General features: G+C 60.8%; 20 protein-coding genes. 11 read left to right on the forward strand and 9 right to left on the reverse strand.

Annotated features, from left to right (window positions below):
• Positions 1–58 precede the first annotated feature (58 nt).
• From NPS47_RS11950 to NPS47_RS11975, 6 genes are all read left to right on the forward strand, one after another.
• Positions 59–4,645, forward strand: a complete 4,587-nt coding sequence (locus NPS47_RS11950) for an NEL-type E3 ubiquitin ligase domain-containing protein (protein ID WP_274295152.1) — start codon at positions 59–61, stop codon at positions 4,643–4,645.
• 128 nt (positions 4,646–4,773) lie between these two features.
• Positions 4,774–6,426 (forward strand): AMP-binding protein, encoded by a 1,653-nt coding sequence (locus NPS47_RS11955; RefSeq protein WP_274295153.1) that lies wholly within the window; start codon positions 4,774–4,776, stop codon positions 6,424–6,426.
• Between the two features lie 12 nt (positions 6,427–6,438).
• The gene (locus NPS47_RS11960; RefSeq protein ID WP_274295154.1) at positions 6,439–7,206 is read left to right on the forward strand and encodes an SDR family NAD(P)-dependent oxidoreductase; all 768 of its coding nucleotides are present in this window, start codon (positions 6,439–6,441) and stop codon (positions 7,204–7,206) included.
• A gap of 17 nt (positions 7,207–7,223) precedes the next feature.
• On the forward strand, positions 7,224–8,417 hold the full coding sequence (locus tag NPS47_RS11965) for an acetyl-CoA C-acyltransferase (RefSeq protein ID WP_274295155.1): 1,194 nt from the start codon (positions 7,224–7,226) through the stop codon (positions 8,415–8,417).
• Positions 8,418–8,425: 8 nt separating this feature from the next.
• The gene (locus tag NPS47_RS11970; RefSeq protein WP_274295156.1) at positions 8,426–9,553 is read left to right on the forward strand and encodes an acyl-CoA dehydrogenase; all 1,128 of its coding nucleotides are present in this window, start codon (positions 8,426–8,428) and stop codon (positions 9,551–9,553) included.
• A 14-nt stretch (positions 9,554–9,567) separates the two neighbouring features.
• Positions 9,568–10,341, forward strand: coding sequence for an enoyl-CoA hydratase (locus NPS47_RS11975; RefSeq protein WP_107025414.1), 774 nt, complete (start codon positions 9,568–9,570; stop codon positions 10,339–10,341).
• A 42-nt stretch (positions 10,342–10,383) separates the two neighbouring features.
• On the opposite strand, the gene NPS47_RS11980 is transcribed toward NPS47_RS11975, so the two are convergent.
• Entirely contained in the window at positions 10,384–14,922 is a 4,539-nt protein-coding gene (locus NPS47_RS11980; RefSeq protein ID WP_274295157.1) for a dermonecrotic toxin domain-containing protein, read from the reverse strand.
• Positions 14,923–15,352: 430 nt separating this feature from the next.
• Between NPS47_RS11980 and NPS47_RS11985 the strand changes: the two genes are divergently transcribed.
• Positions 15,353–15,757, forward strand: coding sequence for a TraR/DksA family transcriptional regulator (locus tag NPS47_RS11985; RefSeq protein ID WP_038612989.1), 405 nt, complete (start codon positions 15,353–15,355; stop codon positions 15,755–15,757).
• 169 nt (positions 15,758–15,926) lie between these two features.
• A complete protein-coding gene (locus NPS47_RS11990) occupies positions 15,927–16,142 on the forward strand; it encodes a hypothetical protein (protein WP_274295158.1) in 216 nt (71 codons plus the stop codon).
• Between the two features lie 8 nt (positions 16,143–16,150).
• Here the strand turns inward: NPS47_RS11990 and NPS47_RS11995 are convergent, their stop codons facing one another.
• On the reverse strand, positions 16,151–16,363 hold the full coding sequence (locus tag NPS47_RS11995) for a hypothetical protein (RefSeq protein ID WP_274295159.1): 213 nt from the start codon (positions 16,361–16,363) through the stop codon (positions 16,151–16,153).
• A 317-nt stretch (positions 16,364–16,680) separates the two neighbouring features.
• On the opposite strand from NPS47_RS11995, the gene NPS47_RS12000 reads away from it, so the two are divergent.
• Together NPS47_RS12000 and NPS47_RS12005 are read left to right on the forward strand one after the other, a co-directional pair.
• Positions 16,681–17,151, forward strand: a complete 471-nt coding sequence (locus NPS47_RS12000; protein ID WP_274295160.1) for a hypothetical protein — start codon at positions 16,681–16,683, stop codon at positions 17,149–17,151.
• Positions 17,148–17,357: a hypothetical protein gene (locus NPS47_RS12005; RefSeq protein WP_274295161.1), complete on the forward strand. Its 210-nt coding sequence runs from the start codon at positions 17,148–17,150 to the stop codon at positions 17,355–17,357. The genes NPS47_RS12000 and NPS47_RS12005 overlap by 4 nt, the downstream gene beginning before the upstream one ends.
• Before the next feature lie 3 nt (positions 17,358–17,360).
• On the opposite strand, the gene NPS47_RS12010 is transcribed toward NPS47_RS12005, so the two are convergent.
• The 7 genes from NPS47_RS12010 to NPS47_RS12040 all read right to left on the reverse strand — a co-directional run bounded on the left by NPS47_RS12010 (position 17,361) and on the right by NPS47_RS12040 (position 24,518).
• Positions 17,361–17,726, reverse strand: a complete 366-nt coding sequence (locus NPS47_RS12010; protein WP_274295162.1) for a Na+/H+ antiporter subunit G — start codon at positions 17,724–17,726, stop codon at positions 17,361–17,363.
• A complete protein-coding gene (locus tag NPS47_RS12015) occupies positions 17,723–18,001 on the reverse strand; it encodes a K+/H+ antiporter subunit F (RefSeq protein ID WP_038612978.1) in 279 nt (92 codons plus the stop codon). The genes NPS47_RS12010 and NPS47_RS12015 overlap by 4 nt, the downstream gene beginning before the upstream one ends.
• A complete protein-coding gene (locus NPS47_RS12020; RefSeq protein WP_274295163.1) occupies positions 17,998–18,486 on the reverse strand; it encodes a Na+/H+ antiporter subunit E in 489 nt (162 codons plus the stop codon). The genes NPS47_RS12015 and NPS47_RS12020 overlap by 4 nt, the downstream gene beginning before the upstream one ends.
• Positions 18,483–20,165, reverse strand: coding sequence for a monovalent cation/H+ antiporter subunit D (locus NPS47_RS12025; RefSeq protein ID WP_274295164.1), 1,683 nt, complete (start codon positions 20,163–20,165; stop codon positions 18,483–18,485). Before NPS47_RS12025 ends, NPS47_RS12020 begins: the two co-directional genes overlap by 4 nt.
• A complete protein-coding gene (locus NPS47_RS12030) occupies positions 20,162–20,506 on the reverse strand; it encodes a Na+/H+ antiporter subunit C (protein ID WP_274295165.1) in 345 nt (114 codons plus the stop codon). Before NPS47_RS12030 ends, NPS47_RS12025 begins: the two co-directional genes overlap by 4 nt.
• Positions 20,506–23,421 (reverse strand): monovalent cation/H+ antiporter subunit A, encoded by a 2,916-nt coding sequence (locus NPS47_RS12035; protein ID WP_274295166.1) that lies wholly within the window; start codon positions 23,419–23,421, stop codon positions 20,506–20,508. The genes NPS47_RS12030 and NPS47_RS12035 overlap by 1 nt, the downstream gene beginning before the upstream one ends.
• Positions 23,422–23,570: 149 nt before the next feature.
• Positions 23,571–24,518: a DMT family transporter gene (locus NPS47_RS12040; protein ID WP_274295167.1), complete on the reverse strand. Its 948-nt coding sequence runs from the start codon at positions 24,516–24,518 to the stop codon at positions 23,571–23,573.
• Between the two features lie 83 nt (positions 24,519–24,601).
• On the opposite strand from NPS47_RS12040, the gene NPS47_RS12045 reads away from it, so the two are divergent.
• A complete protein-coding gene (locus NPS47_RS12045; protein WP_274295168.1) occupies positions 24,602–25,165 on the forward strand; it encodes a helix-turn-helix domain-containing protein in 564 nt (187 codons plus the stop codon).
• The last annotated feature ends 7 nt before the right edge of the window (positions 25,166–25,172 follow it).

The raw sequence follows: 25,172 nt of genomic DNA on the forward strand, positions 1-25,172 counted from the left end.
CCGGAGATTATAAAGCGGCTGCAGAGTGGTCAGCTCCTCAATCTCGGTGGTACCGGCCATGTCCGAATCAGTAACAGATACCCAGCTTGAAAGCGCAACCGATGCGTTCATCGCGCAAACACTTCCTGCTTGGCTGAAAGGCATTGGCCATGATCAGTTCCAGGCTCTGCGCACCAGCTTCGAGAAACATGTGCGCAGCCAGCAGGAGGTCAAGCGAGTGTTCGCCAGGCTTCAACCGCTGGACAGTTTCGTCACGTCTCTGCTGGAGGAAAGGCTGTTTTCCTCCCTTTCTTTGTCGGTTGCGCTTGATAAGGCCCAATGGCGGGAAGAGCGCCGCAAGCTGGTCGGCGATGCCACAGGGCCTGCGCAATACCGTTCCTATTTCGTCCGGATGCCTGCTTTGCAGAAGTTCCTGCACAACTTCAAGGACGCCGAACCATTTTTCGAACAGACCGGACTGGTCTATCCGGCTGATGCGGCTACCGGGCAGGCGGAGCAAGTGCTGACGACAGACAGTGCCCAGCTCGTTGCGCTTTGCCGCAGCCTGGATGTGGGCGAGCAGTATCAGCAACATCTGGACGCCGTTCTCGACGCTGACTGCACAGCCACACTCGTCGAGGACAAGCGCCTGCAGTTGGCGCTGGCCATTGAAGTAGCGGCGCTGAAAGAGCAGTTGCAGGCGGATGACCTGGACATGCTGCGCCGGATAGTCGCTGGTCAACCGCCGACCCATGCGCAAAGTGACCGGGTCTACGCGGGGGCGCTCCAGGTCCTGGGGTATCGTGTGGAAGGTGCTCTGGCGTTCGAGCTGCATGGGATCATCCCCGTGGCGGGCGGTTTTCCGAAATCCCTGGTGCAGGGGGTGATCCTCTTCCTGCCTGGTGATCACAGGCAAACGTTACGTGCTTTCGGCACTTGGCGCGAAGCCAGTCTGGCCCTCGGCAAACTACTTCGCGATCCAGGTTATCAACGACGGTTCAACCAGCACATCGCATTGGCGGACCGCCCGGACTACCTGGCGACATTGCGCAAGCGCCTGGCCGATGAGAAGACCGACGCAACGGCGACCTGCGAGGTGATCAATGATCCGTTGTTTTCCACTCTGGCCATCGAGCAGCAGCAACGTATTCGCGACGATGCGCAGTTTCTTGCGGTGCCTACCGCTCAGGTCAATGCCCGCGTCAGCGCCGAACGCCTACAGGCGCTTGAATCCGTCGGCTTGACCGTGGTCAACCTGGCCGGATTGTTCGTCCCGGCTATCGGTGTCGTGCTGACGGCCGATCTGGTCGCCCAGACCCTCTCGGAGGTCTGCGAAGGTGTCCAGGACTGGAGCCAGGGCCATCAGCACGAAGCCCTTGATCACTTGCTCGGGGTTGCCGAGACGGTGGTGGTCAGCGCTGCATTGGTGGGGGGGACGGCGCTGGTCGCTCGCGGTTTCGCGCGTAGCGCTGTAGTCGATCAATTGGCCCCGGCGCTGAATGATGCCGGACAGGCGCGATTGTGGTCCGGCGATGTTACTTCCTATGAAGACAGGGGGACGCCTGCTGACCTGCTCGAGCAGGACAACGGCTTGCTGTCCAATGGCACCGGGCACTGGTGGCGGAACGGCGATAGCCATTATCAGGTCAGGCCCGTCAAGGGGCGTAGTGCCTGGCAGCTACGACATCCGCAAGGTGAGGCGAGCTTCGGGCCGTTACTCGAGTTCAATGGCGAGCGCTGTTGGCAGCTGTCCAGCGAGCATCCCGTTGAGTGGGAAGGGACCGGCCTGTTGCTGGGACGTCTCTGGCCGCCAGCATCCAGTTTGCCCGCCAATCGAGTCGAGCAGATCTTGAAGGTTGCGGATGTAGATGAAACGCATCTTCGCGGTCTACTGGTGGAACGTCGGCCGTTACCGGTGGAGTTGCGTGACACCTTGGAGCGCTTTGCCGTGGATGCCCGTGTGGAAACCTTCATCGCACAACTGGGCGAGGGGCGTGAAGACGATTCGGAGTTGTTTCAATGGTGCAGTGACGCTTTGAAGACCGACACGATGTCAATCCAGGAACAGAGAGCAGTGTTCCTTGGCGATGTTCCGGCGTTACGCGAGCAGTTGTTCGAACATTTCTCGCGGCAGTATGTGGCCAGAGATCCGCTGCTGACGGAGCCGTCGCAGGACACAAAATCGATGCTGGCATTGATCCAGCGGGATTTCAAAGGCCTGCCTGATGCCTATGCGCTGGATGTGCTCAAACTGGCCACTGACACCCAGCGTCAGCGGATGGTCAGCGCGAAGCGGATTCCCCTGGCGGTAGCCGAGCAGGCTCGCGCGCACTTGCAGCTCGCGCAGTTGACACGCATACGTGAAGGCTTGTACCTGAAGGGCAGTTATCGGCCCGAAACGGTTTCACTGGTGTTCGCCCTGTTGCGCAAACAGGCCAGATTATCAGGCACGGCCGACCTCGAGTTGCGTGAGGGTTCCGATGCCGGGCGTGTGTTGGCGCGCTTACATCCCGACAATGACCCGAAGAATGTCACGGTCATCCTGGTGCGAGATTCGGGCAGTTTCAGGTGTTATAACCAAGTGGGCATTGAGCTGGACCCCCTTCTGGATAATCCTGACAGCCTGGCCGAGGTATTGACCAGGCACCTGTCCTGGGACGATCTCGCTCGTTTGACATGGGATGGCAGTGGAGCGAGGGATCAGATCGACAACGCCTTGCGTACCTGGTTGCCCTCCGGACGCCAGGCGCTTTTGCAGCTGACCGAACTGGGTGAGATAAAACCGCGCTACAGCCCGCTCCAGCGACTTCCTGATGGGCGTATCGGATACCTGCTCAGCGGCCGTGGCGAGGGCAGGCATCCTTCGCGGCGTGCGCTCATTGACGCGACACGCGCGCTCTATCCAACCTTGGGTGCCCGGGCTCTGGACAACTTTGTGACGGATCTGCTGGCGGCGCCGGGGACAGCCTACATCAGGCTGATTCAGCAGTTCCGGGATTACGGCGACCTTGATGAAGCGCTGCATGCCTGGGTGAGGCAAGGGCATGCCGACAACCTGTTCGGGGCGCGCCGACACTTCGCTGATGAGTTGCGCCGAAGCTGGCGTCTGGAGGGGCGACGGCTTGTCACGCCCACTGGGCAACCTGCCGGTAATCGCTTGAGTCTGATCGGTATGGACATCAGAACCCTGCCGACGCTGCCTGCAAATGCGGATTTTAACCACGTCAGTGAGCTGGTCTTGGTAGGGCTGCAGGTGGATGCCATTCCCGCAGGGTTCCTGCGCTGTTTCTCGCGCTTGCGCTGGCTCAATCTGAGTAACAACGCACTGGTTGACTTGCCTGCAGACATCGGCCAGTTGACTCAGTTGACTACCCTGCGTCTGTCGGGTAACCGCATACGAATGACTCAGGCGGCAGTCGAGTCTTTGCATAGCTTGTCCCGCTTGCACACCCTGGATCTGAGCGCCAATCCGCTGGGTGCAATCAGCCTTGAGTTTCGTCAGCTGTCTCGACTTCGCGAGCTGAACCTGCGTCGGGCGAATTTGCAGGCGGTACCCGTTGGGCTGGAGTGGTGCGGCTTGTTGGAGTTTGCCGACCTGCGTGACAATCAGATCGCGGTGCTGCCAGAAGCCTTGCTCAATGCTCCGCTTGAGACACGCCGTGCCGTGGAGCTGCGTAACAACCCGGTACCGGTGGACATGCTTGACCGTCTGTACGCACCTGGCCCTGCGCCAGTTGTGCTGCCACCGCCAGTGGTTGTCCAGACGCAGATCAGGGAGGCCTGGCTGGCAACCTTGGAGGCGTCGATGAGAGCGGATCGCGAACAACAATGGAATGACCTGCAGGCGCAATCCGGCAGTGAAGAGTTTTTCCGCTTGCTTGGCGACTTGACCGAAACCAGTGATTACCGGCAGGCCCGCCAGGACCTGTCTCGACGGGTGTGGGCGGTACTCGACGCTGCCAGTGACGAACAGTTGCTGCGCAAGGAGCTGTTTGGTCTGGCAGGCGAGCGCGGCTGTGCGGATAGAGTGATCTCGTGCTTCAGCACTCTGGAGGTCCGTATGCTGGTTGCTCAGGCGTTACGTGGGCGCGCGTCAGCGCAAGAGCAGGCATCGCTGCTGGGGCTGGCGCGAGGCTTGTTTCGGCTGGAAAGGGTCGAGGCGATTGCGCGTCTGGACATTGAGCGGCGCGTGACGCTGGAGACGGACAGGCTGCGCAATGCCGGTTTGTCCGAGGAACAGGCCGCAGCGCGTGGGCGGGCAAGGGTGGATGAGGTCGAGGTAAGCCTGGCGTACCGTATTGCTCTTGCCCGAACCCTCGACCTTCCTGGTCAACCGAAGACCATGCAGTTCGAGCGACTCGCCGGCGTGACGCAGCAGCAGCTAAGTGATGCCGCGGCGGCGGTGCGATGGGCTTCAGCGACCGACGAACTGGTGACGTATGTCAGTCAGCGGGATTTTTGGATCAAGTATCTGGAGCGTGAGAAGGCTGACCGGTTCCAGGACGTTTTGCAGCCATTCTGGGAGCAACAGGAGGCGCTGAACGGTTTGGAGGGTGAGATGCTGGCGCAAAGCGCACAGAACATCCAAGACTACAAAAAAGCTGTAAACGGATTGATAGAGCAACTGACTCGCGAGGCCCTGCAGGCGTTGCCTGCGGACGAGTGAAGGCACCTTGCAGCGGCCAAACCGCTCATCCCTATTGAGCGCTTTGGCCATTGCCGAGCGCCGTTTGCGGCGACAACATCGTCAGATCAAAGGTGATACTCCAACAATAAGAAATCAGGAGTCTGACGATGCGTGATTACGCTACGGCCGCAAGCGGCTTCGATTATTCTCTGGTTACCCGCGAAGTCCTGCACGGTAACCTCGATGCGCTCAATGCCTGTGTCGAGTGCTGCGACCGGCATGTCGGCAAAAATCGTGTCGCCCTGAACTGGGAGGGCCGCGACGGCAGCAGCGCCCAGTACAGCTTCGAGCAGTTGCAACAGTCTGCCGCGCGTCTGGCCAATGTGCTCAAGGCCCAGGGGGTGAGTGCCGGAGACCGGGTCGCCGGGTTGATGCCACGCACGGCTGAATTACTGATCACCGTGTTGGCCACCTGGCGTCTGGGTGCGGTTTATCAACCTTTATTCACTGCCTTCGGGCCTAAAGCCATCGAGCACCGGCTGGAGCAGTCGGGCGCCAAGGTAGTGGTCACCGAGCCACTCAACCGCAGTAAGCTCGACGATGTACATGGGTGCCCGACGATCATCTGCGTCGGTGCACAGGACGGATCCAGCGATGTCGACTTCCACACGGCGCTGGCGGCTGCCAGTGATCGCTGCGAGCCGGTGTTGCTGGGTGCTGACGCGCCGTTCCTGCTGATGTTCACCTCCGGTACCACCGGCCCGGCCAAGCCGCTGGAAGTGCCGTTGCGCGCCATCGTCGCCTTCCAGGGCTACATGCGCGATGCCATCGACCTGCGCCCGGAAGACAATTTCTGGAACCTCGCCGATCCTGGCTGGGCCTACGGTCTGTATTACGCTGTGACCGGGCCGTTGGCGCTGGGCCATTCCACGACCTTCTTCGATGGTCCGTTCAGTGTTGAAAGCACCTGCCGGGTCATCAACAAATACGCCATCAGCAACCTGGCAGGCTCGCCCACCGCCTATCGCTTGCTGATCGCTGCCGGCAGCGACTTCAGCACGCCGATCAAGGGCCGCCTGCGGGTGGTCAGTAGTGCTGGCGAGCCGCTCAACCCGGAAGTCATCCGCTGGTTTGCCGTCGAGCTGGGGGTGACCATTCACGATCACTACGGGCAGACCGAGCTGGGCATGGTGCTGTGCAACCACCATGGCCTGCAGCACCCGGTGCACCTGGGGTCGGCGGGGTTTGCCATTCCCGGGCACCGCATCGTCGTTGTGGATGAGCAGGCCAACGAGCTGCCGGCCGGCCAACCAGGCATTCTTGCCGTGGACCGCGAACAGTCGCCGTTGTGCTGGTTCGCTGGATATCACGGCTTGCCGACCAAATCCTTCGTCGGCAAGTACTACCTCAGCGGTGACACCGTCGAACTCAACAGTGACGGCAGTATCAGTTTTGTCGGCCGTAGTGATGATGTGATCACCACTTCCGGTTACCGGGTCGGACCCTTCGATGTCGAGAGTGCCCTGATCGAGCACCCGGCAGTGATCGAGGCTGCCGTAGTCGGCAAGCCAGACCCGGAGCGTACCGAACTGATCAAGGCCTTCGTGGTGCTGGCTGCTGGTCAGCAGCCCAGCGAGGAACTGGCCGAGGCACTGAAGCAACATGTACGTCAGCGCCTTTATGCCCACGCGTATCCACGCGAAATCGAATTTGTCAGCGAGCTGCCCAAGACCCCGAGCGGCAAGCTGCAGCGTTTCATCCTGCGCAACCAGGAAATTGCCAAACAACAAGCCGCGCTGGCCGCAACCACCAGCGCCTGAGGAAAGACCATCATGCAGATTGCCAACAAGAACTTTATCGTCAGTGGCGCGGCCTCAGGTTTGGGGGCCGCCACCGCACAGATGCTCATTGAGGCGGGTGCCCAGGTAATGCTGGTCGACCTCAATGCCGAGGCCGTTGCTGCCAAAGCCCAGGAGCTGGGTTCCAAGGCGCGCTTTGCGGTCGCCGACATCAGCCAGGAAGCCCCTGCCAAAGCCGCGGTTGATGCTGCCGTGACTGCGTTCGGCAGTCTCCACGGGCTGATCAACTGCGCCGGTATCGTCGGCGCCGAGAAGGTCCTGGGCAAGAATGGTCCGCACGGCCTGGAAAGCTTCAGCCGGGTGATCAACGTCAACCTGATCGGCAGTTTCAACCTGCTGCGCCTGGCCGCTGCAGCCATGGCCGAAGGCGAAGCGAGTGCCGAGGGTGAGCGTGGAGTGATCATCAATACCGCCTCGATTGCCGCCTATGACGGGCAAATCGGCCAGGCAGCCTATGCCGCTTCCAAGGGCGCAATCGCCAGTCTGACCCTGCCAGCGGCGCGTGAGCTGGCGCGCTTTGGCATCCGTGTGATGACCATCGCCCCGGGTATATTCGAGACCCCGATGATGGCGGGCATGACCCAGGAAGTGCGTGACTCGCTGGCCGCCGGCGTGCCGTTCCCGCCACGCCTCGGTCGTCCACAGGAATACGCTGCGCTGGCGCGGCATATCATCGAAAACAGCATGCTCAATGGCGAGGTGATCCGTCTTGACGGTGCCTTGCGTATGGCCGCCAAGTAATTGCAGGAGTACCTATCATGACCCTCGCCAATGATCCGATTGTAATCGTCAGCGCCGTGCGCACCCCCATGGGCGGCCTGCAGGGCGACCTGAAAAGCCTCACCGCGCCACAACTGGGCGCTGCGGCCATTCGTGCTGCGGTCGAGCGTGCCGGGGTTGCCCCGGATAGCGTCGAGCAGGTGCTGTTCGGCTGCGTGCTGCCAGCCGGTCTGGGCCAGGCGCCAGCGCGCCAGGCGGCGTTGGGCGCCGGGCTGAACAAGAGCACCACCTGCACTACCCTGAACAAGATGTGCGGCTCGGGCATGCAGGCGGCGATCATGGCGCACGACTTGCTGCTGGCCGGCAGCGCCGATGTGGTGGTGGCCGGTGGCATGGAGAGCATGTCCAACGCCCCTTACCTGCTGGACAAAGCGCGCAGCGGCTATCGCATGGGCCACGGTAAGATCATCGACCACATGTTCTTCGATGGTCTTGAGGACGCTTATGACAAGGGGCGCCTGATGGGCACCTTTGCCGAGGATTGTGCCGAAAACAACGGCTTTACCCGTCAGCAGCAGGATGACTTTGCCATCGCCTCGCTGACCCGTGCCCAGCAAGCGATCAAGGATGGCAGTTTTGCCAGCGAGATCGTCCCGGTAGAAGTGACCGAGGGCAAGACGCAGCGCCTGGTCAGTGACGACGAGCAGCCGCCCAAGGCGCGTCTGGACAAGATTCCCCAGCTCAAACCGGCATTCCGTGACGGCGGTACGGTCACAGCAGCCAACTCCAGCTCCATTTCCGACGGCGCTGCAGCCTTGGTGCTGATGCGTCGCTCCCAAGCTGAAAAACAAGGGTTGAAGCCCTTGGCTGTCATCCACGGCCACGCTGCTTTTGCCGACACTCCGGCGTTGTTCCCGACGGCACCGATTGGTGCCATCGACAAACTGATCAAACGCACTGGCTGGAACCTGGCCGAGGTCGATCTGTTCGAAATCAACGAGGCGTTTGCCGTGGTCACGCTGGCGGCGATGAAGCACCTGGATCTGCCGCACGACAAGGTCAACATTCACGGCGGTGCCTGCGCCCTGGGCCATCCGATCGGCGCTTCGGGTGCGCGCATCCTCGTCACCTTGCTCGCCGCCCTGCGTCAGAAAGGCCTGCACCGCGGTATTGCGGCGATCTGCATCGGTGGCGGTGAAGCGACTGCCATGGCCGTCGAGTGTCTGTACTGAGGTGCACCATGCTAGTCAATGACGAACAACAGCAAATCAGTGACGCGGTCCGTCAGTTCGCTCAAGAGCGTCTGCGGCCGTTTGCCGAGCAATGGGACCGCGATCATCGCTTCCCCAAGGAGGCCATCGAGGAGATGGCCGAACTGGGGCTGTTCGGCATGCTGGTGCCGGAGCAGTGGGGTGGCAGCGATACCGGCTACGTGGCGTATGCCATGGCGCTGGAAGAGATTGCCGCTGGCGATGGCGCATGCTCGACCATCATGAGTGTGCACAACTCGGTGGGTTGCGTGCCGATTCTCAAGTTTGGCAATGACGCCCAGAAACAGCAGTTCCTCACGCCGCTCGCCAGTGGTCAGATGCTCGGCGCTTTCGCCCTGACCGAGCCCCAGGCCGGTTCCGATGCCAGTAGCCTGAAGACCCGTGCGCGGCGTGACGGCGATCATTACGTGCTCAATGGCTGCAAGCAGTTCATCACCTCCGGGCAGAATGCCGGTGTGGTGATTGTCTTCGCCGTGACTGATCCCGCTGCCGGCAAACGCGGCATCAGTGCGTTTATCGTCCCGACCGACTCGCCCGGCTATCAGGTTGCCCGGGTCGAGGACAAACTCGGCCAGCACGCTTCCGACACCTGTCAGATCGTTTTCGACGATGTGCGGGTGCCGGTCGCCAACCGTCTGGGCGAGGAAGGCGAAGGCTACAAGATCGCCCTGGCCAACCTTGAAGGTGGCCGTATCGGTATCGCCTCGCAGTCGGTGGGCATGGCCCGTGCCGCCTTTGAAGTGGCTCGCGACTATGCGCGTGAGCGCCAGAGTTTTGGTAAAGCGCTGATCGAGCATCAGGCCGTGGCCTTCCGCCTGGCCGACATGGCCACCCGTGTCGCTGTCGCCCGGCAGATGGTCCTGCATGCCGCAGCACTGCGTGATGCCGGGCGCCCGGCGTTGGTCGAAGCCTCGATGGCCAAGCTGTTTGCCTCGGAAATGGCCGAAAAGGTCTGCTCGGATGCCTTGCAGACCCTCGGCGGTTATGGCTATCTGAGCGACTTTCCGCTGGAGCGCATTTACCGCGATGTGCGGGTCTGCCAGATTTACGAAGGCACCAGCGATATTCAGCGCATGGTCATTGCGCGCAATCTTTGAAGGGAGCAGCTTGCATGTCATTTGAAACCATTTTGCTGGACATCCACGGCAAGGTCGGTCTGATCACCCTCAACCGTCCGCAGGCCCTCAACGCGCTCAATGCGCAGATCGTCGGCGAGATCAACCAGGCCCTGGATCAGCTGGAAGCCAACCCGAACATCGGTTGCGTGGTGCTTACCGGCTCGGCCAAGGCTTTTGCCGCGGGCGCCGATATCAAGGAAATGGCTGACCTGCGTTACCCGCAGATCTATGTCGATGACCTGTTCAGTGATGCCGATCGCATCGCCAACCGGCGCAAGCCGATTATCGCTGCTGTGTCCGGGTTCGCCCTGGGTGGTGGCTGCGAGCTGGCGATGATGTGCGATTTCATTCTCGCTGCCGACAATGCCAAGTTTGGCCAGCCGGAAATCAATCTTGGCGTGCTGCCGGGTATGGGCGGGACTCAGCGTCTGACCCGTGCCGTGGGCAAGGCCAAGGCCATGGAACTGTGCCTGAGCGGCCGCTTGATGGGCGCCGAGGAAGCCGAGCGCGCCGGTCTGGTGGCACGCGTGGTACCGCAGGCCGAGCTGCTGGAAGAAGCCCTGAAGGTGGCGGCAACCATCGCCAGCAAGTCGATTCCGATGACCATGATGGTCAAGGAAAGTGTCAACCGCGCCTTCGAAGTCAACCTGGCAGAAGGCGTGCGCTTCGAGCGCCGGGTATTCCATGCGGCCTTCGCCACTGAAGACCAGAAGGAAGGCATGGCGGCGTTCATTGCCAAGCGGGAAGCGCAGTTCAAGGACCGTTGAAATCAAGGGGGCAGCTCCCACAGCGTGCTGCTCCCTTTGTTGCTACAGGCCGAAGAAATACTTTTCGGCGGATACCAAAGTAATCGGTGCTCGGTAGACATCGATGGTCTTGCCACTGTGCGGATCGGTGATGCTCGCACCGGCGGTATGTCGCTGGGCGGCGGATTTCAGGTGCCCGGCGATGAAACTCTCACGTGGCGTGTCCATGGCTGGATAGTGGAAATGGGCATACCACAGCCCCCTGTCCTGGTAGCTGATCTCGTACTCGTCAAGAAAATCATCCGCTCGCCCCTTGGTTTTGGCCAGGCGTCGGCGTGGTCCTGCACTGCGGACCTGAACCTGATCATGGTCAATCAGGTATTGCACCTCACCCATTCTGGGCTTCTGCCTTAAAGCGGCCTGGGTCCGCAGCTCCAGCGCCTGATCCTTGAGGGTCTGGGCCAGTTCATCAAGCGACCCTATGACCAGCGCGGCGTCTTCGCTGCGTGCTGCCTCATCGGTCTGATTGACTTCAGTCAAGCATTGCTCGATGGCCTGACGCTGGGTGGTGAGGAGCGCTTGCTGGTGGTCAAGCATTTCCTCGATTTCAACCGGCAGATAGTTTTCCGACCTTGTTGCCTGCAAGCTATGAAGCGTCCCACGAGCGCTCGACATCCGCGTACGGCTCTGCTTGAGCACGCTTTTCAACGATTGTGATGGACCCTGTGAAGGCTCGGGTGTAGCGCTTGGTACTTCGACCCACTCATCCTGGTCCCGTCGATAGGTGCGTGACGGGGTCTTGTTGTCCGGGCCTGGAATGTCGACCAACGAGTCGTTGTCTACTCGGGGTTCTGCCAGCAGCAGACCGCTTTCGGTGGTTTCGATCAGCCCGGGAGCCTGGCTGCGCAGCTGCTTGACGGTACTGTTGGGCGGGTAGTCCGGGAAATCGGCAAGGTCATGGTGCACGCCATCGGCGATCTGCTGCACATCGCCGATCAGCTCGGCCAGTGCCGCCAGAGAAGCAGGTTGCTCCAAAAGTGGCTGCAGATTATTCAGTTGGCGCAACGTGGCATTGAGCTGCTGCTCGATGCTACGCAGCACTCGCACCTTCAGTTCGACAGTAGGTTGCTCAAGATTCGCCAGGCGCAGCCGTTGCGCAATCCCCAGGTTGAGGTTCTTCCAGGCGCGGTCCAGCCAGTAATTGCCCAAGTCGTCCAGTGGGTAGAGCAGGCTCAAGCGGTTGAAGTTTATTTCACCCCGCATGAAGCGCCACATCAGGTGCTCCGAGTCTGTTTCCCGGTTCGCCTGGACCCAGTTGTTCAGCTCGGTGATCTTTGCTTGTTGGCGACTGGCTAGCCGATTCAATTGCCCGCGTGCGTCGTTCAATGTCTCGGCGCAGGTGATCAACTGATCAAGCAGCGAAGTCATGTTGTCCAGACGCTCTTTGCTGATGTGTCTGTCGGCTGCGGGAATTGTTTCAAGTTCCGGCGTTTGATTGACCAAAGCCACCATTTGCGAACGCAGCGGCCGAAAGAGTTTTTTCAATGACCCATAACTCGATTTTTCGCAACTTATAAGCTCATACAGCGCCGTGGCCCGCACCACCTTGAACTGTTTCACAGGCTCGTTGTGGTTGCTGGCTTCCAGCGTGTTCAGGTGCTCAGCCCAGAACCTGGCATAGGCTTGCGTCTTATCCAGGCAACTGCGCAACAAGCGCTCATCGCTGGCCGTTGCGGCCATGGTCATCACCTGCTCGCGTGTCGTTTTCTGGCTTCTGATCTGCTCGACATCGCTCATCAGCTGGGTTCGCAGGGCACTGACAGCTTGCACCCTTTCCTGTTTGCGCAGCTCCAGTTGCTTGCTCAACGGCATGCCTGCGCGCAGCCGCAGCGCCAGGTCAATCCGCCACCGTCCGGCCTCATCGCGGGTCAGCCAGGGGCCGGGCTCGTCTGTGCTGGAAGCGCCGACAATCCGCGGCAACTCGTGCTGTGGGTCAATCTCGACCCGGTAGACCTGATTGTCCAGGCTCGCCCAAAGCTGATCGTTGTACAGATACAGGCCACGCAGCGGACCGCTTGGCACCGGACTGTGCAGTTGTGACAAGGGAATGTTGGCCTGTAGCTTTTTCAACGTTGTGCGCTGCGTTGCATTGAGCGTCTGATTCGGCCGGGCCCAGTTGAATTCCAGTGGGGGCTGAACGATTCGGGTCGGCATCAATGGCGTTGGCGGTGGGGCGGGGGGTGTTGCCGGCGGTGGCTGCACTTCAGGTGAGTCCAGACTCAAGCCCTGGTAGGCGTGAGAGAACAGCAGCACGGCAACATTGACCAGTAGATTGATCAGGTTAATGCGGCGGCCCGCCGGATCACTCTGGCTATCGGCGTTGACGAAGTCCACCAGAGCAATACTCATTTGTACCAGCCAGACGGCGTTGGCCAGGGTGCCACCGGCCAGCGGCAGAAGGGTATTGAGCAGCAGCCAGCCAAGCGTCTGCCAGCGCTCCCAGCGCGTCTGCGAAGTGCTTGCCGATTGTGCCTTGAAGTGTTTGATCGTCTCTTCGACGCAAGCCTGGTAGAGGGTGGCCCCAATGCTGGATAACGGCGCTTCGACCGAGAGTGTGACCGGCGCCGGTGTACCGAACGGCAAGCCGAAATCATCCTCGGTCGAGTGGAATAGATGGGGTTCCTTGAAGCCGCCATGGGCATATATCCGCCGGGACCGTTCGGGCAGGCGCTGGATCAGGTCGTCCTGCAGCGCCCCTGGATTGCTGATTGCAACCAGCAGTGCCAAGCGATCCGTGAACTCCAGCAACGGCTCTGGATGCAAAGGGCGATACAGCACACAAGGACCTGTCGCCGGATTGTGTGCTTCGATCAACCAGGTATTGAACAGCAGGTCTGATGTAGCGCCAGGCGAACTGATCAGGCCCATCGGCCGTATAGCCCAAACAGCTGGCGTGGATTGGGGTAGCACCTGCATTACCTGGCTGATGCCGTTCACGGCGGCCTCGCTCAAGCGGTTGTCATGCAGGTGCAGTTCCAGGGCGAAGGCCGGTAGCTGGGCACGTAGTTGGCTGTCGAACAGACGCAGGCGCAGTTGTCGCTGGTCGGCGTCATCGAGCATGTTGTGTCTGAGCATCTGCGGGTAGGCGGTACCGATGTCCACCCTGCTGATCAGTTCGCGCAGGTAGCGTTCATCCAGCCAGGTTGGCAAGGGCTGTGCCGAGGCTGAGGTCAGTTCGACCCGGCCGGGGGCAAGCAGGCCGAGGTTGCCGATGGCCAGTTGAGCCAGCGAGAAACGCACAGGATGGACTGTGCCATCGACGATCAGCGAGCCCTGGTGGGGTATGGCTGCCGCCTCGACCTGATGATTGATGATTACGACGTCGCGAACCGCCAGTTCGTTGCCAGGATGGTCGATTGCGATCTGGCGCGCCAACTGCTGATAACTGAACGTTTCGGCGTCGTCGATGCCGTCGAGCCAGAACTGTCCCGCGGCGTCTTCGTAGCATTGGGCCATATCGAGGAGCATCGCACCGTAGCGGCGCATGAGCGGGCCTTTGGTCTCGCGCAACCATTCGGGCAGATGCGCGAAGAGTTGTTTGCGATGCTTCTGTTCCGCAGCGCTGCACAGATCGACCATCGAGGTCAGGCGGTCCAGTTCCAGACTCATCAGCGGCGCGCTGTACTCGGATTGATACTGCTGGGCCAATGCGTTGATAGCCCGTAGTTGCTGGTGGAGCACGCCCTGTGCTTGTGCCTCGAAGTTATCGGTTGTCGTGTGGGTCAGCTGCAGCGTTGGCCGCAAGGCGCTCGAGATCGGCCACAGTCGGCCAAGCCCGTCGAAGAGCGCCTGACGCGAGGCGATGGGAACCAGCTGCCCGGACGTTGTGTAGATCAGCGTGACAGAGCGCTGCGGGGTACTGTCGAGGTGTTCGAGCAGCAGCGCACTGGCCAGGTCCACATCGAGGTAGGCACTCGCTGAGGTATCCAGTTCGAGCTGCAGCACATCAAGGTTGCTGGCGTTTGGCCACGCTGTGCGCTCTTGGGCGGTGGGGTAGTTGTAGATCAGGCTGGCCATGGCCGCGGTGGTCTGGTTCAACGTGCCAGCGTCGAAGCCGCTGTCGATGGCCGACTTGAAATGTTGCTTGAGATAGTCGGCGTACCATTGCCATGGCGTCACCCCGGACGGGTCTGCTTCGCTCCAGAAGGTGACCAGGGCACCTTGGTAGCACTCCAGCAGCAAGGGGCCGCAGTCATTGATCAGCTGTTCGACGGTATGCAGGTCGATGGCGATGGCACCTTGCGGGTCAGCGTCTTCGCTCAGGCTGAGAAAGTCCTCTGCGGTGGTCAGATTAAGCGTGGAACGGCGGCAAAAACGCTCCGCCAGGGCCTGGTACAAAGGCCGCACGTAAGTGCGATCCGGAGTACTGTCGAGGCTGATCAGGTAGAGCAACTGTGGATCGTGGTGGCTGATCTGGCGTGCGGACCATTGCTCTACGAGCAGTCGCGCGCACACCTCGAACAGGGTGGGGCGCAGGTTGAAGTGACTGGCGACGGCGCAATCGAGATCGGTGTTGAGGGCGAGACGTTCTTGCAGGCTCATGAGGGGGCGGCTCCACAATGGTCTATCACAGCGCAGTGAATGGGGCGACCATCAAGCCTTTCGGGACTGTCCTGTGTGCGGTAACTAAGTAGTGCCTTCGCGTGCGCCCAAATTGAAGGCCTCTTCAGCCGGGTATTGGCCTGACAACCCCGGGTAATTGTTACTGCATATTAGGTAGCTGGTGCTCCATCGAGGGGTAAATAGTCACGCCCTGGAGGGCTTGCGGGCGGGTCGACGGGGCCGATTGGCGGATTCCAGGCCGTTTCGGCCTGTTGCGCTGTCATTTTTGTTGCCCAGTACGACGTGGCGCCTTAGACTCCCGCCCCTCGTAAATAGAGTGCCGTCGGGTGCTTGAAGAATTCCGCCGTCGGCGAACTGTCGGTGATGGCAATCCAATCGCTTAAATGCACGTTATTTCATAGAGAAATCGATGACCAAGGAAAAGTTGCTGGCCATGCCGGCCGATGACTACATGAACGCCGAGCAACATGCGTTCTTCACCAAGTTGCTGCAGTCGATGAAAATCGAGACCCAGGAGCGCATCGAACAGAGCCGCATCGCTATCGAGAGTCTGGACACTCCAGCTGACCCGGCAGATGCCGCCTCTGTCGAAGAAGAGCGTACCTGGTTGGTCAACGCTATCGATCGCGACCAGCGCCTGTTGCCACAACTGGAGATGGCCCTGGAGCGAATCAGGGACGACAGCTTCGGCTGGTGCGACGACAGCGGTGAGCCAATTGGCCTCAAACGCCTGCTGATCAGTCCGACCACCAAGTACTGCATCGAAGCTCAGGAGCGTCACGAGCAGATCGACAAGCACCAGCGTCAGGCCTGACCGGCAGTCTATCCAAGGCCCCGTGGAGCGATCCCCGGGGCCTTGGTGCTTTTCGCCTGTTTGTTGCTTGCGATGCAACACAGCTATACCGGCAATAGCTTTTTCCGCCGCAGAAGCGGGCGTATGATGGCGATATCGTTAGGGTGCTAATTAAATTCCGGAGGGAATGATGGATAGCCGAGTCGATGTCGCCGTGATGATTGGCAGTGGCGTTCCTGTGTCCTTGCAAGCGGTTGGCAGGCGTGTCTGCTGGGTAGTGCTGGTCAATGGCGAGCGGCGTGGCACTGCGTTCGCCAGCCGTGAGGAGGCCGAGGAATGCCGGATTGCATGGCTGGAGCAGTTAGGCGGTAAACAACAGCCTGGAGCAGTACGCCAGGCTGTTTGAAGGCGCGCTCAACGCTCCAGGGTTCGTGCCAGTGCGCAGGCGTCAATGTGCCGGCAGCGAAAACCCTTCACTTGTCCGGTAGCGTGTTCGGTGATGTGAAAGAAGTTGATCCCGGCAGGCACCACGATGTAGCGCGTACCGTGCGCGCTTGAGCCCGGGTATATAGTGTTGGGGTAAGAAATGTTGCTTGCCTCTCGACGGATTTCGGTATTTTCGTGCATATTCCTTCCCTGTGATGTGTCGATTGATCCGGGGGCCCGTTCTGCCGAGGGGCCTGGATGTATCTATCGCATTTTCCTGGCAGTTTTGATGTCAGAAAGTACGTTTCCGTTGGCGGAAATCTGCCGGATGCCTGTCGTGAGGCCTTGGCTGGCCTGCAAGGATGACGATTCCTTCAGGCTGCAGCACCCGCCCGCACAGACGCTTCGTGCTGTTACCCATTAGTCTTTCAGACTTCGACATTGAAGTGACGTTGCCTTCACGGAACCCTGCTGTTCCTGTGGGGGGGCGTCGTGTAATCGGTTTGAGGAATTTCTCATTGGCAGTCAGTAATCTGGATACACACGCCTTGTTTGTACTGGGCGATCTTCGGGCCAAACTGGTCAAACAGTTTCAATCGCGTTTTGTTTATGTCACCGAACAAAACGCGGAAGGCCTGTACATGGCCGAAATCGACACTGAAACCGCGCTGGTGGTCGATGACAAACAGCGACTGGAGCTCAAGGTCGGTGATCATTTCCGCGCTGCGGTATTGCCCAGTCGCGAAGGTGGCAAGCTGGAAGTTCGCTTCCGTGATATCAAACTTACCGTCTACGGTCTGGGTGATTATGCGTTTGTCTCGGTGCCTGAAGGTGAGGGCATCGTCCTGCGTGAAGGCCAGGGCGTGGTGATGATCTTTGCCGCTCACGAGCAGCTACAGGAAGGCCTCAGCAAGATCCTCAAGGCAGCTACCCGCAAGGTGGCCAAATGGCAGAAGGGCGAGCTGACTACGTTCAAGGCCAGCGAGTGAGCAAGTCGGCTGACACGCCAAAGGGGCGTGCCGATTTCCATGCGCGGTATCAAGCCCAGGCTCGCGGGCAAGCCGAGCAATGGCTTGCACAGCGCGAACGCCTGCAGGGGCGCTGGTTCGATTGGGTGGCCAGCCAGCTGTATCAGTTGAGTCCGCCTGAGTATGCAGCGATGGTCCGCCGCGAACTGCAGGCGCTGACCCAGTAAGTGTCAGTGGCCGCGATCGCGCCCGCTGCTGACTTCCTCCGGCACGTCATCACCGGCCATGCGTTTGCGAAACAGCGCGGCTCGCGCCAGCAGCAAAGTAGTTACGGGTACGGTGATAGCCATCAGGATCGGGATTAGCCATGCATGCAGCACTGGACCTTGCTTGAGCGCCGAAAAATACAGGATTGAAGCCAGTGCAACGCACCAGGTTCCCAGAGTAGAGGCCAGGGCCGGCGGGTGCATGCGCTGAAAGAATTGTTTCAAGCGGATCAGGCCCAGCGCCCCGCTCAGGGCGAACAGGCTGCTCAGCAACAGTAGCGCGGCCACCAGCAACTCGACCCAGAAGGGCAACTCGTTCAGATTGGTCATTCGATCACCTCGCCACGCAACAGGAATTTGGCCAGGGCAAACGAGCCGACAAAGCCGAACAGGGCAATCAACAGTGCCCCCTCGAAGTAAGTGTCGCTGGCATAACGAATACCCAGCACCAGCATCATCAGCATCGCCAGGATGTACAGGTAGTCCAGCGCCAGAACCCGGTCCTGGGCCGAAGGACCGCGAAACAGCCGGAACAGGGTCAGGGCCATGGCCAGGGCAAAGATGAACAGGCTGGCGAGAATGGCGTTGGCAAGCAGGCCAGTCATTCGAAAATCTCCATCAGCGGGCGTTCATAGGTTTGTTTGAAGTGTTCGATGAAGTGCGCTTCATCGTCCAGGTCGAACACATGCAGCAGCAGGACGCTGCGGTCCAGTGCCAGCTCCGACCAAATGGTGCCCGGGATCACCGTGGTGATCATCGACAGCGCCGCCAGGCCGTGCGCATCGCGCAGGTCCAGAGGGATATGCACGAAGCGCGAGCGCGGCGCACGACGCTTGGCCGCCCAGACCCCACGGGCAACCTGCAGGTTGGAGATCAGCACATCCATACCGACCCGCATGATCAGGCACAGGACCGTCCAGGGGTGGCGGATGCGCACAGTCACAGGCCGCAACGGTGCCATCAGCAGCGGCGCAAATACGCCCAGCAGGACAGCAAGCACCAGATTGCCCGGGGTTACCGAAAGGTTCAGCAGCAACCACAACAGGCACAGCGACAAAGACAGTAGAGGAGCGGGAAACAGGCGTTTCATGGTTGCACCTGTGCACTAGCGGCCTGGCTGGTGGGGCCGGGGATTGGCCGGGTAGCGAGCACCGCGCTGACATATTGCTCCGGGTCCTGAAGGCTTGCAGCGGTGTCCTGGGTATAACGCAGCAGCGGTTCGGCGCGTACGCTCAAGGCGATACACAGCCCGAGCAGGACCACGATGGGAATGCATTCATAGCGCCGCAGCGCTGGCGAGGGGCGCTCCTGAGGTGTCCAGAAACGCTGGATGCCGACGCGGGTCAGGGCGATCATCGAGGCCAGGCCGGAGAGCACCAGCAACGCCACCAGCGCCCAGCCTTGCACCGAGAGCGGTTGCTCTGGAGGGATCCCCATGCCTAGGGGATTGAACAGTGCGGCAATCAGGCTGATCTTGCCGATAAAGCCCGAGAGTGGCGGCAGACCAATAATCAGCAGCGCACAAGCAATAAAACTCAAGCCGAGGAAGGCCATGGTCCAGGGGATCACCTGGCCGATCACCGCCTTCTGTTCGTCATCGAGGTTGATGCCTTTCGGTGGATGCAAGGATTCAAGCGGTGAAGGGTGGCAGTCGTCGTCATCCAGCGGCAGCTCGTTGGCCGAGCGCGAACGTTCGATCAGTTCAGCCAGCAGGAACAGGGCGCACAGCGCCAGCGTCGAGCTGACCAGGTAGAACAGCGCCCCGGCCGTCAATGCGGCCTGACCGAAGCCGATGGCAGCCATGAGCGTGCCCGCCGAAGCCAGGATGCTGATGCTCGCCATTCGCTCCAGGCGCTGGGCGGCAAGGATCGACACGGCTGCGCAGCCCAGCGTCGCCAGGCCGCCATAGACCAGCCAGTCGCCTCCAAAGAACGAGGAGGCGCCGGCCTGGCCGGAAAACAGCAATGTCCACAGACGCAGCACGGTATAGATGCCAACCTTGGTCATGATCGCGAACAGCGCGGCCACAGGCGCACTGGCGGCGGAGTAGGCAGGTACCAGCCAGAAGTTCAATGGCCAGATTCCGGCCTTGGCCAGAAACGCTGTAGCCAGGATCGCTGCCCCGGCGTGCAGCAGGCCGCGATCAGCTTCTGGCACCAGTGGGATCTTCAGGGCCAGGTCGGCCATGTTCAGGGTGCCGGTGACGCCATAGAGCATCGCGGCGCCGACCAGAAACAGCGAGGAGGCGAACAGGTTGATGGCGATGTAGTGCAGGCCGGCCTTGACCCGTGCGCGCCCGGAGCCGTGCAGGAGCAATCCGTAAGACGCCGCCAGCAGGACCTCGAAGAACACGAACAGGTTGAACAGGTCGGCGGTCAGGAAGGCGCCGTAGAGACCCATCAGCTGTATCTGGAACAGCGCATGGAAGCTGGCCCCGGCGCTGTCCCAGCGAGCCATGGCGAAAATCAGCGCGCAGACCCCGACGATTCCAGTGAGCACCAGCATCAATGCCGACAGGCGATCAACCACCAGTGCAATGCCAAAGGGTGCTGGCCAGTTGCCCGGCAAATAGACACCGATCGAACTGGCCTGGCCCTGGGCCTGCACCCACAACAGCAAGGTGATTGAGATCGCCAGCCCCAGGAGGCTGGAGAGCAGGTTAAGGCGGGCCTTGAGTGGACGGCGTTTTTCGCCCAGCAGCAACATCAGCGCCGCCGTGAGCAGCGGCAGCAGAATCGGGGCGATGATCAGTTGGTTCATGAAGCTCATTCGTTTGGCTCCCGGCCATCAACGTGGTCGGTGCCGGTCAACCCGCGCGATGCCAGCAGCACCACAAGGAACAGTGCGGTCATGGCAAAACTGATGACGATGGCGGTAAGCACCAGGGCCTGGGGCAGGGGATCGGTGTAGTTGAGCAGGTCCTGGGGAACGCCATCCTTGATGATCGGTTCCTTGCCGATGAACAGGCTGCCCATGCTGAAGATGAACAGGTTGACGCCATAGGACAGCAGGCACAGGCCCATCACCACCTGGAAGGTTCGCGGACGCAGGATCAGCCAGACCCCGGAGGCAGCGAGTACACCAATGGCGGTTGCGATGACTTCTTCCATCAGGCGGCTCCTGTCTGAGTGGCTTTGGGCTGGCTGGCCGGACGGTGTCCACGCACCGACTGGTGAGCCAGGGCAGTGAGAATCAACAGGGTCGAACCGACCACCACGGTGAAGATGCCGACATCGAAGAACAATGCACTGGCGAAATGGATATCGCCCAGTAGCGGCAGATGCAGGTGTGCAGTGTGCGTGGTCAGGAAGGGGTAACCGAGCAGCATGGCACCGCCACCAGTGAGGGTGGCGCAGAGCAGGCCGGTACCCATCCAGCGCAACGGACGCAAGCTCATTTGCGCTTCCACCCACTGGGTGCCTGCGACCATGTATTGGAGGATGAAGGCCACCGACATCACCAGCCCCGCGACAAAACCGCCACCGGGCTGGTTGTGTCCGCGCATGAACAGGTACATCGATACCACCAGGGCTATGGGCAGCAGCAGGCGTACCAGCACCGCCGGCACCATCATGAAACCCAGCGCCGTGTCGGCGGCCTGGCGCGGGTTGACCAGGTCGGTGACCACGTCAGGTGCCAGCAGGCGTTGCTGGGCCGGCAGTTGCATGCTCTCGCGGGGTGGGCGGAAGCGTCGCAACAGGGCAAACACCGCCAGCGCTACGGCAACCAGTACGGTCACTTCACCGAGGGTGTCGAAGCCGCGGAAGTCCACGAGCATGACGTTGACCACGTTGCTGCCGCCGCCTTCGGGCAGGGCCCGGCTCAGGTAGAACGAGGAAATGTCGTTGGGGGTCGGGCGCGTCAGCATCGCGTAAGACAGCAGCGCCATTCCGCCACCCACCAGCACTGCAAGAATCAGGTCGCGCAGGCGCCGCAGGTGTGCTTGCTCCTGGCTACCAGGCAAGGGCGAAACCCCTTCGATACGCCGTGGCAACCAGCGCAGGCCGAGGAGGATCAGCACCGTGGTGACCACTTCAACCGCCAGTTGGGTCAGGGCCAGGTCGGGTGCCGAGAACCAGACAAAGGTGATACAGGTCATCAGGCCGCAGACACTGACCATGGTCAGCGCTGCCAACCGGTGATACTTGGCTTGCCAGGCTGCGCCCAGGGCACAGGCGATAGCGATCAGCCAGAGCGTGACGAACACTCCGGAGCCCGGGATTTTCGGTCGGTCACCCCAGCTCAAACCGCTTTGCAGCATGGGCAGCAGGCCTGCCAGGAACGCAACCAGCACCAGCATGAACAGCTGTTTCTGCAAACGCCGGGTGGTCATGGTGCGCTCGAAGCGGCGGGCCATGCGCATCAGATGTACCTGGCCGTATTCGAACAGACGCTTGCCATTGAACCGTTCGATCACTGGCGGATAAGGGAAACGGCCCAGCTTGAGCTGATTGCGCAGCAGCAGATAGAGCAGGATGCCGCCGCTCATGGCGATCAGACTCATGATCAGTGGCGCATTCCAGCCATGCCAGATCGCCAGGCTGTATTCAGGCAACGTACCGCCCACCACCGGCAGGGCGGCGGCCGCCAGTAGCGGCCCGACCGACTGGGCTGGAAAGACGCCGACCACCAGGCAGGTCAGCACCAGCAACTCGACCGGCGCGCGCATCCAGCGCGGCGGCTCGTGCGGGGTATGTGGCAGGTCAGTGGTCGGCGGGCCAAAGAACACATCGACGGTAAAGCGCAGGGCGTAGGCCACGCTGAATGTACCGGCCAGGGTGGCGATTACCGGCAGGGCGGCTTCGATCCAGGCGCTGGAGTTAATGAACACGGTTTCGGCGAAGAACATTTCCTTGGACAGGAAGCCGTTCATCAACGGTACCCCGGCCATCGAAGCGCTGGCCACCATGGCCAGGGTCGCAGTGAACGGTATCAACCGGAACAGGCCACTGAGGCGACGGATATCGCGGGTGCCGCTCTCGTGGTCGATGATGCCGGCAGCCATGAACAGCGAGGCTTTGAAGGTGGCATGGTTAAGGATATGGAACACTGCCGCCACTGCCGCCAGCGGGCTGTTCAGGCCCAGCAGCAGGGTGATCAGACCCAGATGGCTGATGGTCGAATAGGCCAGCAGGCCTTTGAGGTCATTCTGGAACATGGCCGCGAAAGCACCCAGCAACAGGGTGCAGGCCCCGGCACCGCCAACGATCCAGAACCATTCTTCGCTGCCGGAAAGGACCGGCCACAGTCGTGCCAGGAGAAAAACCCCGGCTTTGACCATGGTCGCCGAATGCAGATACGCCGAGACCGGCGTAGGCGCAGCCATGGCGTGGGGTAGCCAGAAGTGGAAGGGGAATTGCGCGCTTTTGCTCAGGGCGCCGAGGAGAATCAGGGGGAGCAGAACGGGATACAGCGCATGATTGCGAATCAGCTCACCGGCAGCGAGGACCTTGTCCAGGTCATAGCTGCCAACCACATGGCCGAGCAGCAGCACCCCCGCCAGCAGGCACAAACCACCGGCCCCCGTGACCATCAGGGCCATGTAGGCACCGCGGCGGGCATCGGCGCGGTGGTGCCAGTAACCGATCAGCAGGAACGAGAAAACGCTGGTCAGTTCCCAGAAGAACACGATCTGGATCAGGTTGCCGGAGATCACCAGGCCGAGCATTGCGCCCATGAACGCCAGGAAAAAGGCGAAAAACCGTGGTACCGGGTCTTGCGGCGACATGTAGTAACGCGCATACAGCGAGACTAGGGTACCAATTCCCAGCACCAGCAGCGAGAACAACCAGGCAAAGCCGTCCATGCGCAGGACCAAGTTCAGGCCCAGGCTCGGCAGCCAGAGAAATTCTTCGCGGATCACGCCACCGTGGGCGATCTGCGGGTACAGCAGGGCTACCTGGACGGTACCGACCAGAGCGACGAGCCCGGCAAGCAACGACTCGCTGTTGCGGGCGTTGTGCGGCAAGACAGCCGCCAGGCAGCTGCCGATGAACGGCAGAAGCAGTAGCACTATCAAGGACATAGATTTCTAATCTGCAGGAGTTTGTAAGGGATCATACGTGGCGTACCGTCGATCACCAACACAGAAGCTGTGGCAGAATTCTACAAAGGCGCTGTATCAAACGTTTTTTTTATAACAGTTTTTTTCAAAGGATAGACTGGTTTTGGCCTCTAGCGCCCCGCTTCTTGTCCTTGCTCAGGCGCTTCAAGTACGTTGGGCGCCTGTTCGCGGCGTTTGATTTTCAGTTCGCTGACGATCACCGCAATGACGATCAGCAACCCGCCAAACAGCGCGATACCCGGCAGGCGCTCGCCAGCGATACGTCCAACGATGCCGGCCCATACCGGCTCGCCGGCATAGATCAGCGTCGCCCGGGTCGGCGAAACCGATTTCTGCGCCCAGTTCATGGCCACCTGAATGACGGCGCTCATGGCGCCAAGGCCCAGGGCGCTGAGCAGGAGCAGCCAGGAGAAGTCCGGCAGTGGTTCCTGGGTGGGTGCCACCATCAAGAACGAAAGAACCGAAGCGGTTGCCAGCTGCACCACCGTGACCCGGCGCACATCGACCTTGCCGGCATAGCGGCTGATCAGGATGATTTCCGCGGCGATCGCCACGGCGCTGACCAGGGTAACAATCTCGCCGGTACTGAATTGCAGCGAACCGCCTTCCGGACCGGCCAGCAACATCAGGCCGACAAAAGCCAGGCCAATCCCCAGGCTTGGCATCAGACCGGGGCGCCGGCCCAGCACCAGCCATTGCAGCAAAGGCACAAAGGGCACGTACAAGGCAGTGATAAAGGCCGACTGGCTGCTGCTGATGGTTTGCAGCCCATAGGTTTGCAAGCCATAGCCGAGCATGATCGAGATTCCGATCAGTACGCCGGCTTTGAATTCGGTAGCGGTCAGCCCCGACAAGGCACGGGTCGAGACCAGGCCGACGAACAGGGTGGCAGCGGCAAAACGCAGGCCGACAAAGAACATCGGGCCGCTGACGGTCATGACGTTATGCACCAACAGGAAGGTGCCGCCCCAGAGCATGGTGATAAACACCAGGACTAGTTCGGCTCTGCTCAGCCGGAACGAAAAGGAAGGGCGATCTGCGTGGTTATTCGAAGTCATGGCCTTGCACACGGAAGTGGGGCGACGCACAATTGCGGCGAAGTGGGCAGTATACTGCGCAGATACGATCGGTGAGCAATATAGTGCACAGAAATTCCAGTCAGCGCGCCTCGGTGCTGCAACATGTCAGCCAGAACATTCGTCGCCTGCGCCACGCCGCTGAACTCAGTCAGAGTGCTCTGGCAGAAAAGTCCGGCGTCAGCCGGCGCATGCTTGTCGCCATCGAGGCTGGGGAGAAGAATGTCAGCTTGACCACTCTGGATCGCCTCGCCGAGGCGCTGGGTGCGGCCTTCACCGATTTGATCCAGGCCCCTGACAACCGCGACCCGAGCCGTATCAACGAGCTGGCCTGGGCCGGGGTCCATCCCGGCAGTCGCGCGGTGTTGCTGGCCAGCTCGGCCGCCAGTCGCGAGGTCGAATTGTGGGAGTGGCGACTGGAGCCGGGTGAGGTCTATCAATGCGAAGCTGACGCCGACGGCTGGAGCGAGCAATTGTATGTGGCCGAGGGTTGCCTGACTCTGGCCATCGGTGATCAGCAACACTTGCTCCGGGCCGGTGACTTTTTCAGTTATGCCAGCAATTGCATTCATGCCTATCGCAACGATGGCGAGGTGGCTACGCGGTTTGTGCGTAACGTCGTGATCTAGTTGGCCG

It is taken from the genome of Pseudomonas putida (assembly GCF_028682475.1).
Lineage (GTDB): Bacteria > Pseudomonadota > Gammaproteobacteria > Pseudomonadales > Pseudomonadaceae > Aquipseudomonas > Aquipseudomonas putida_AG.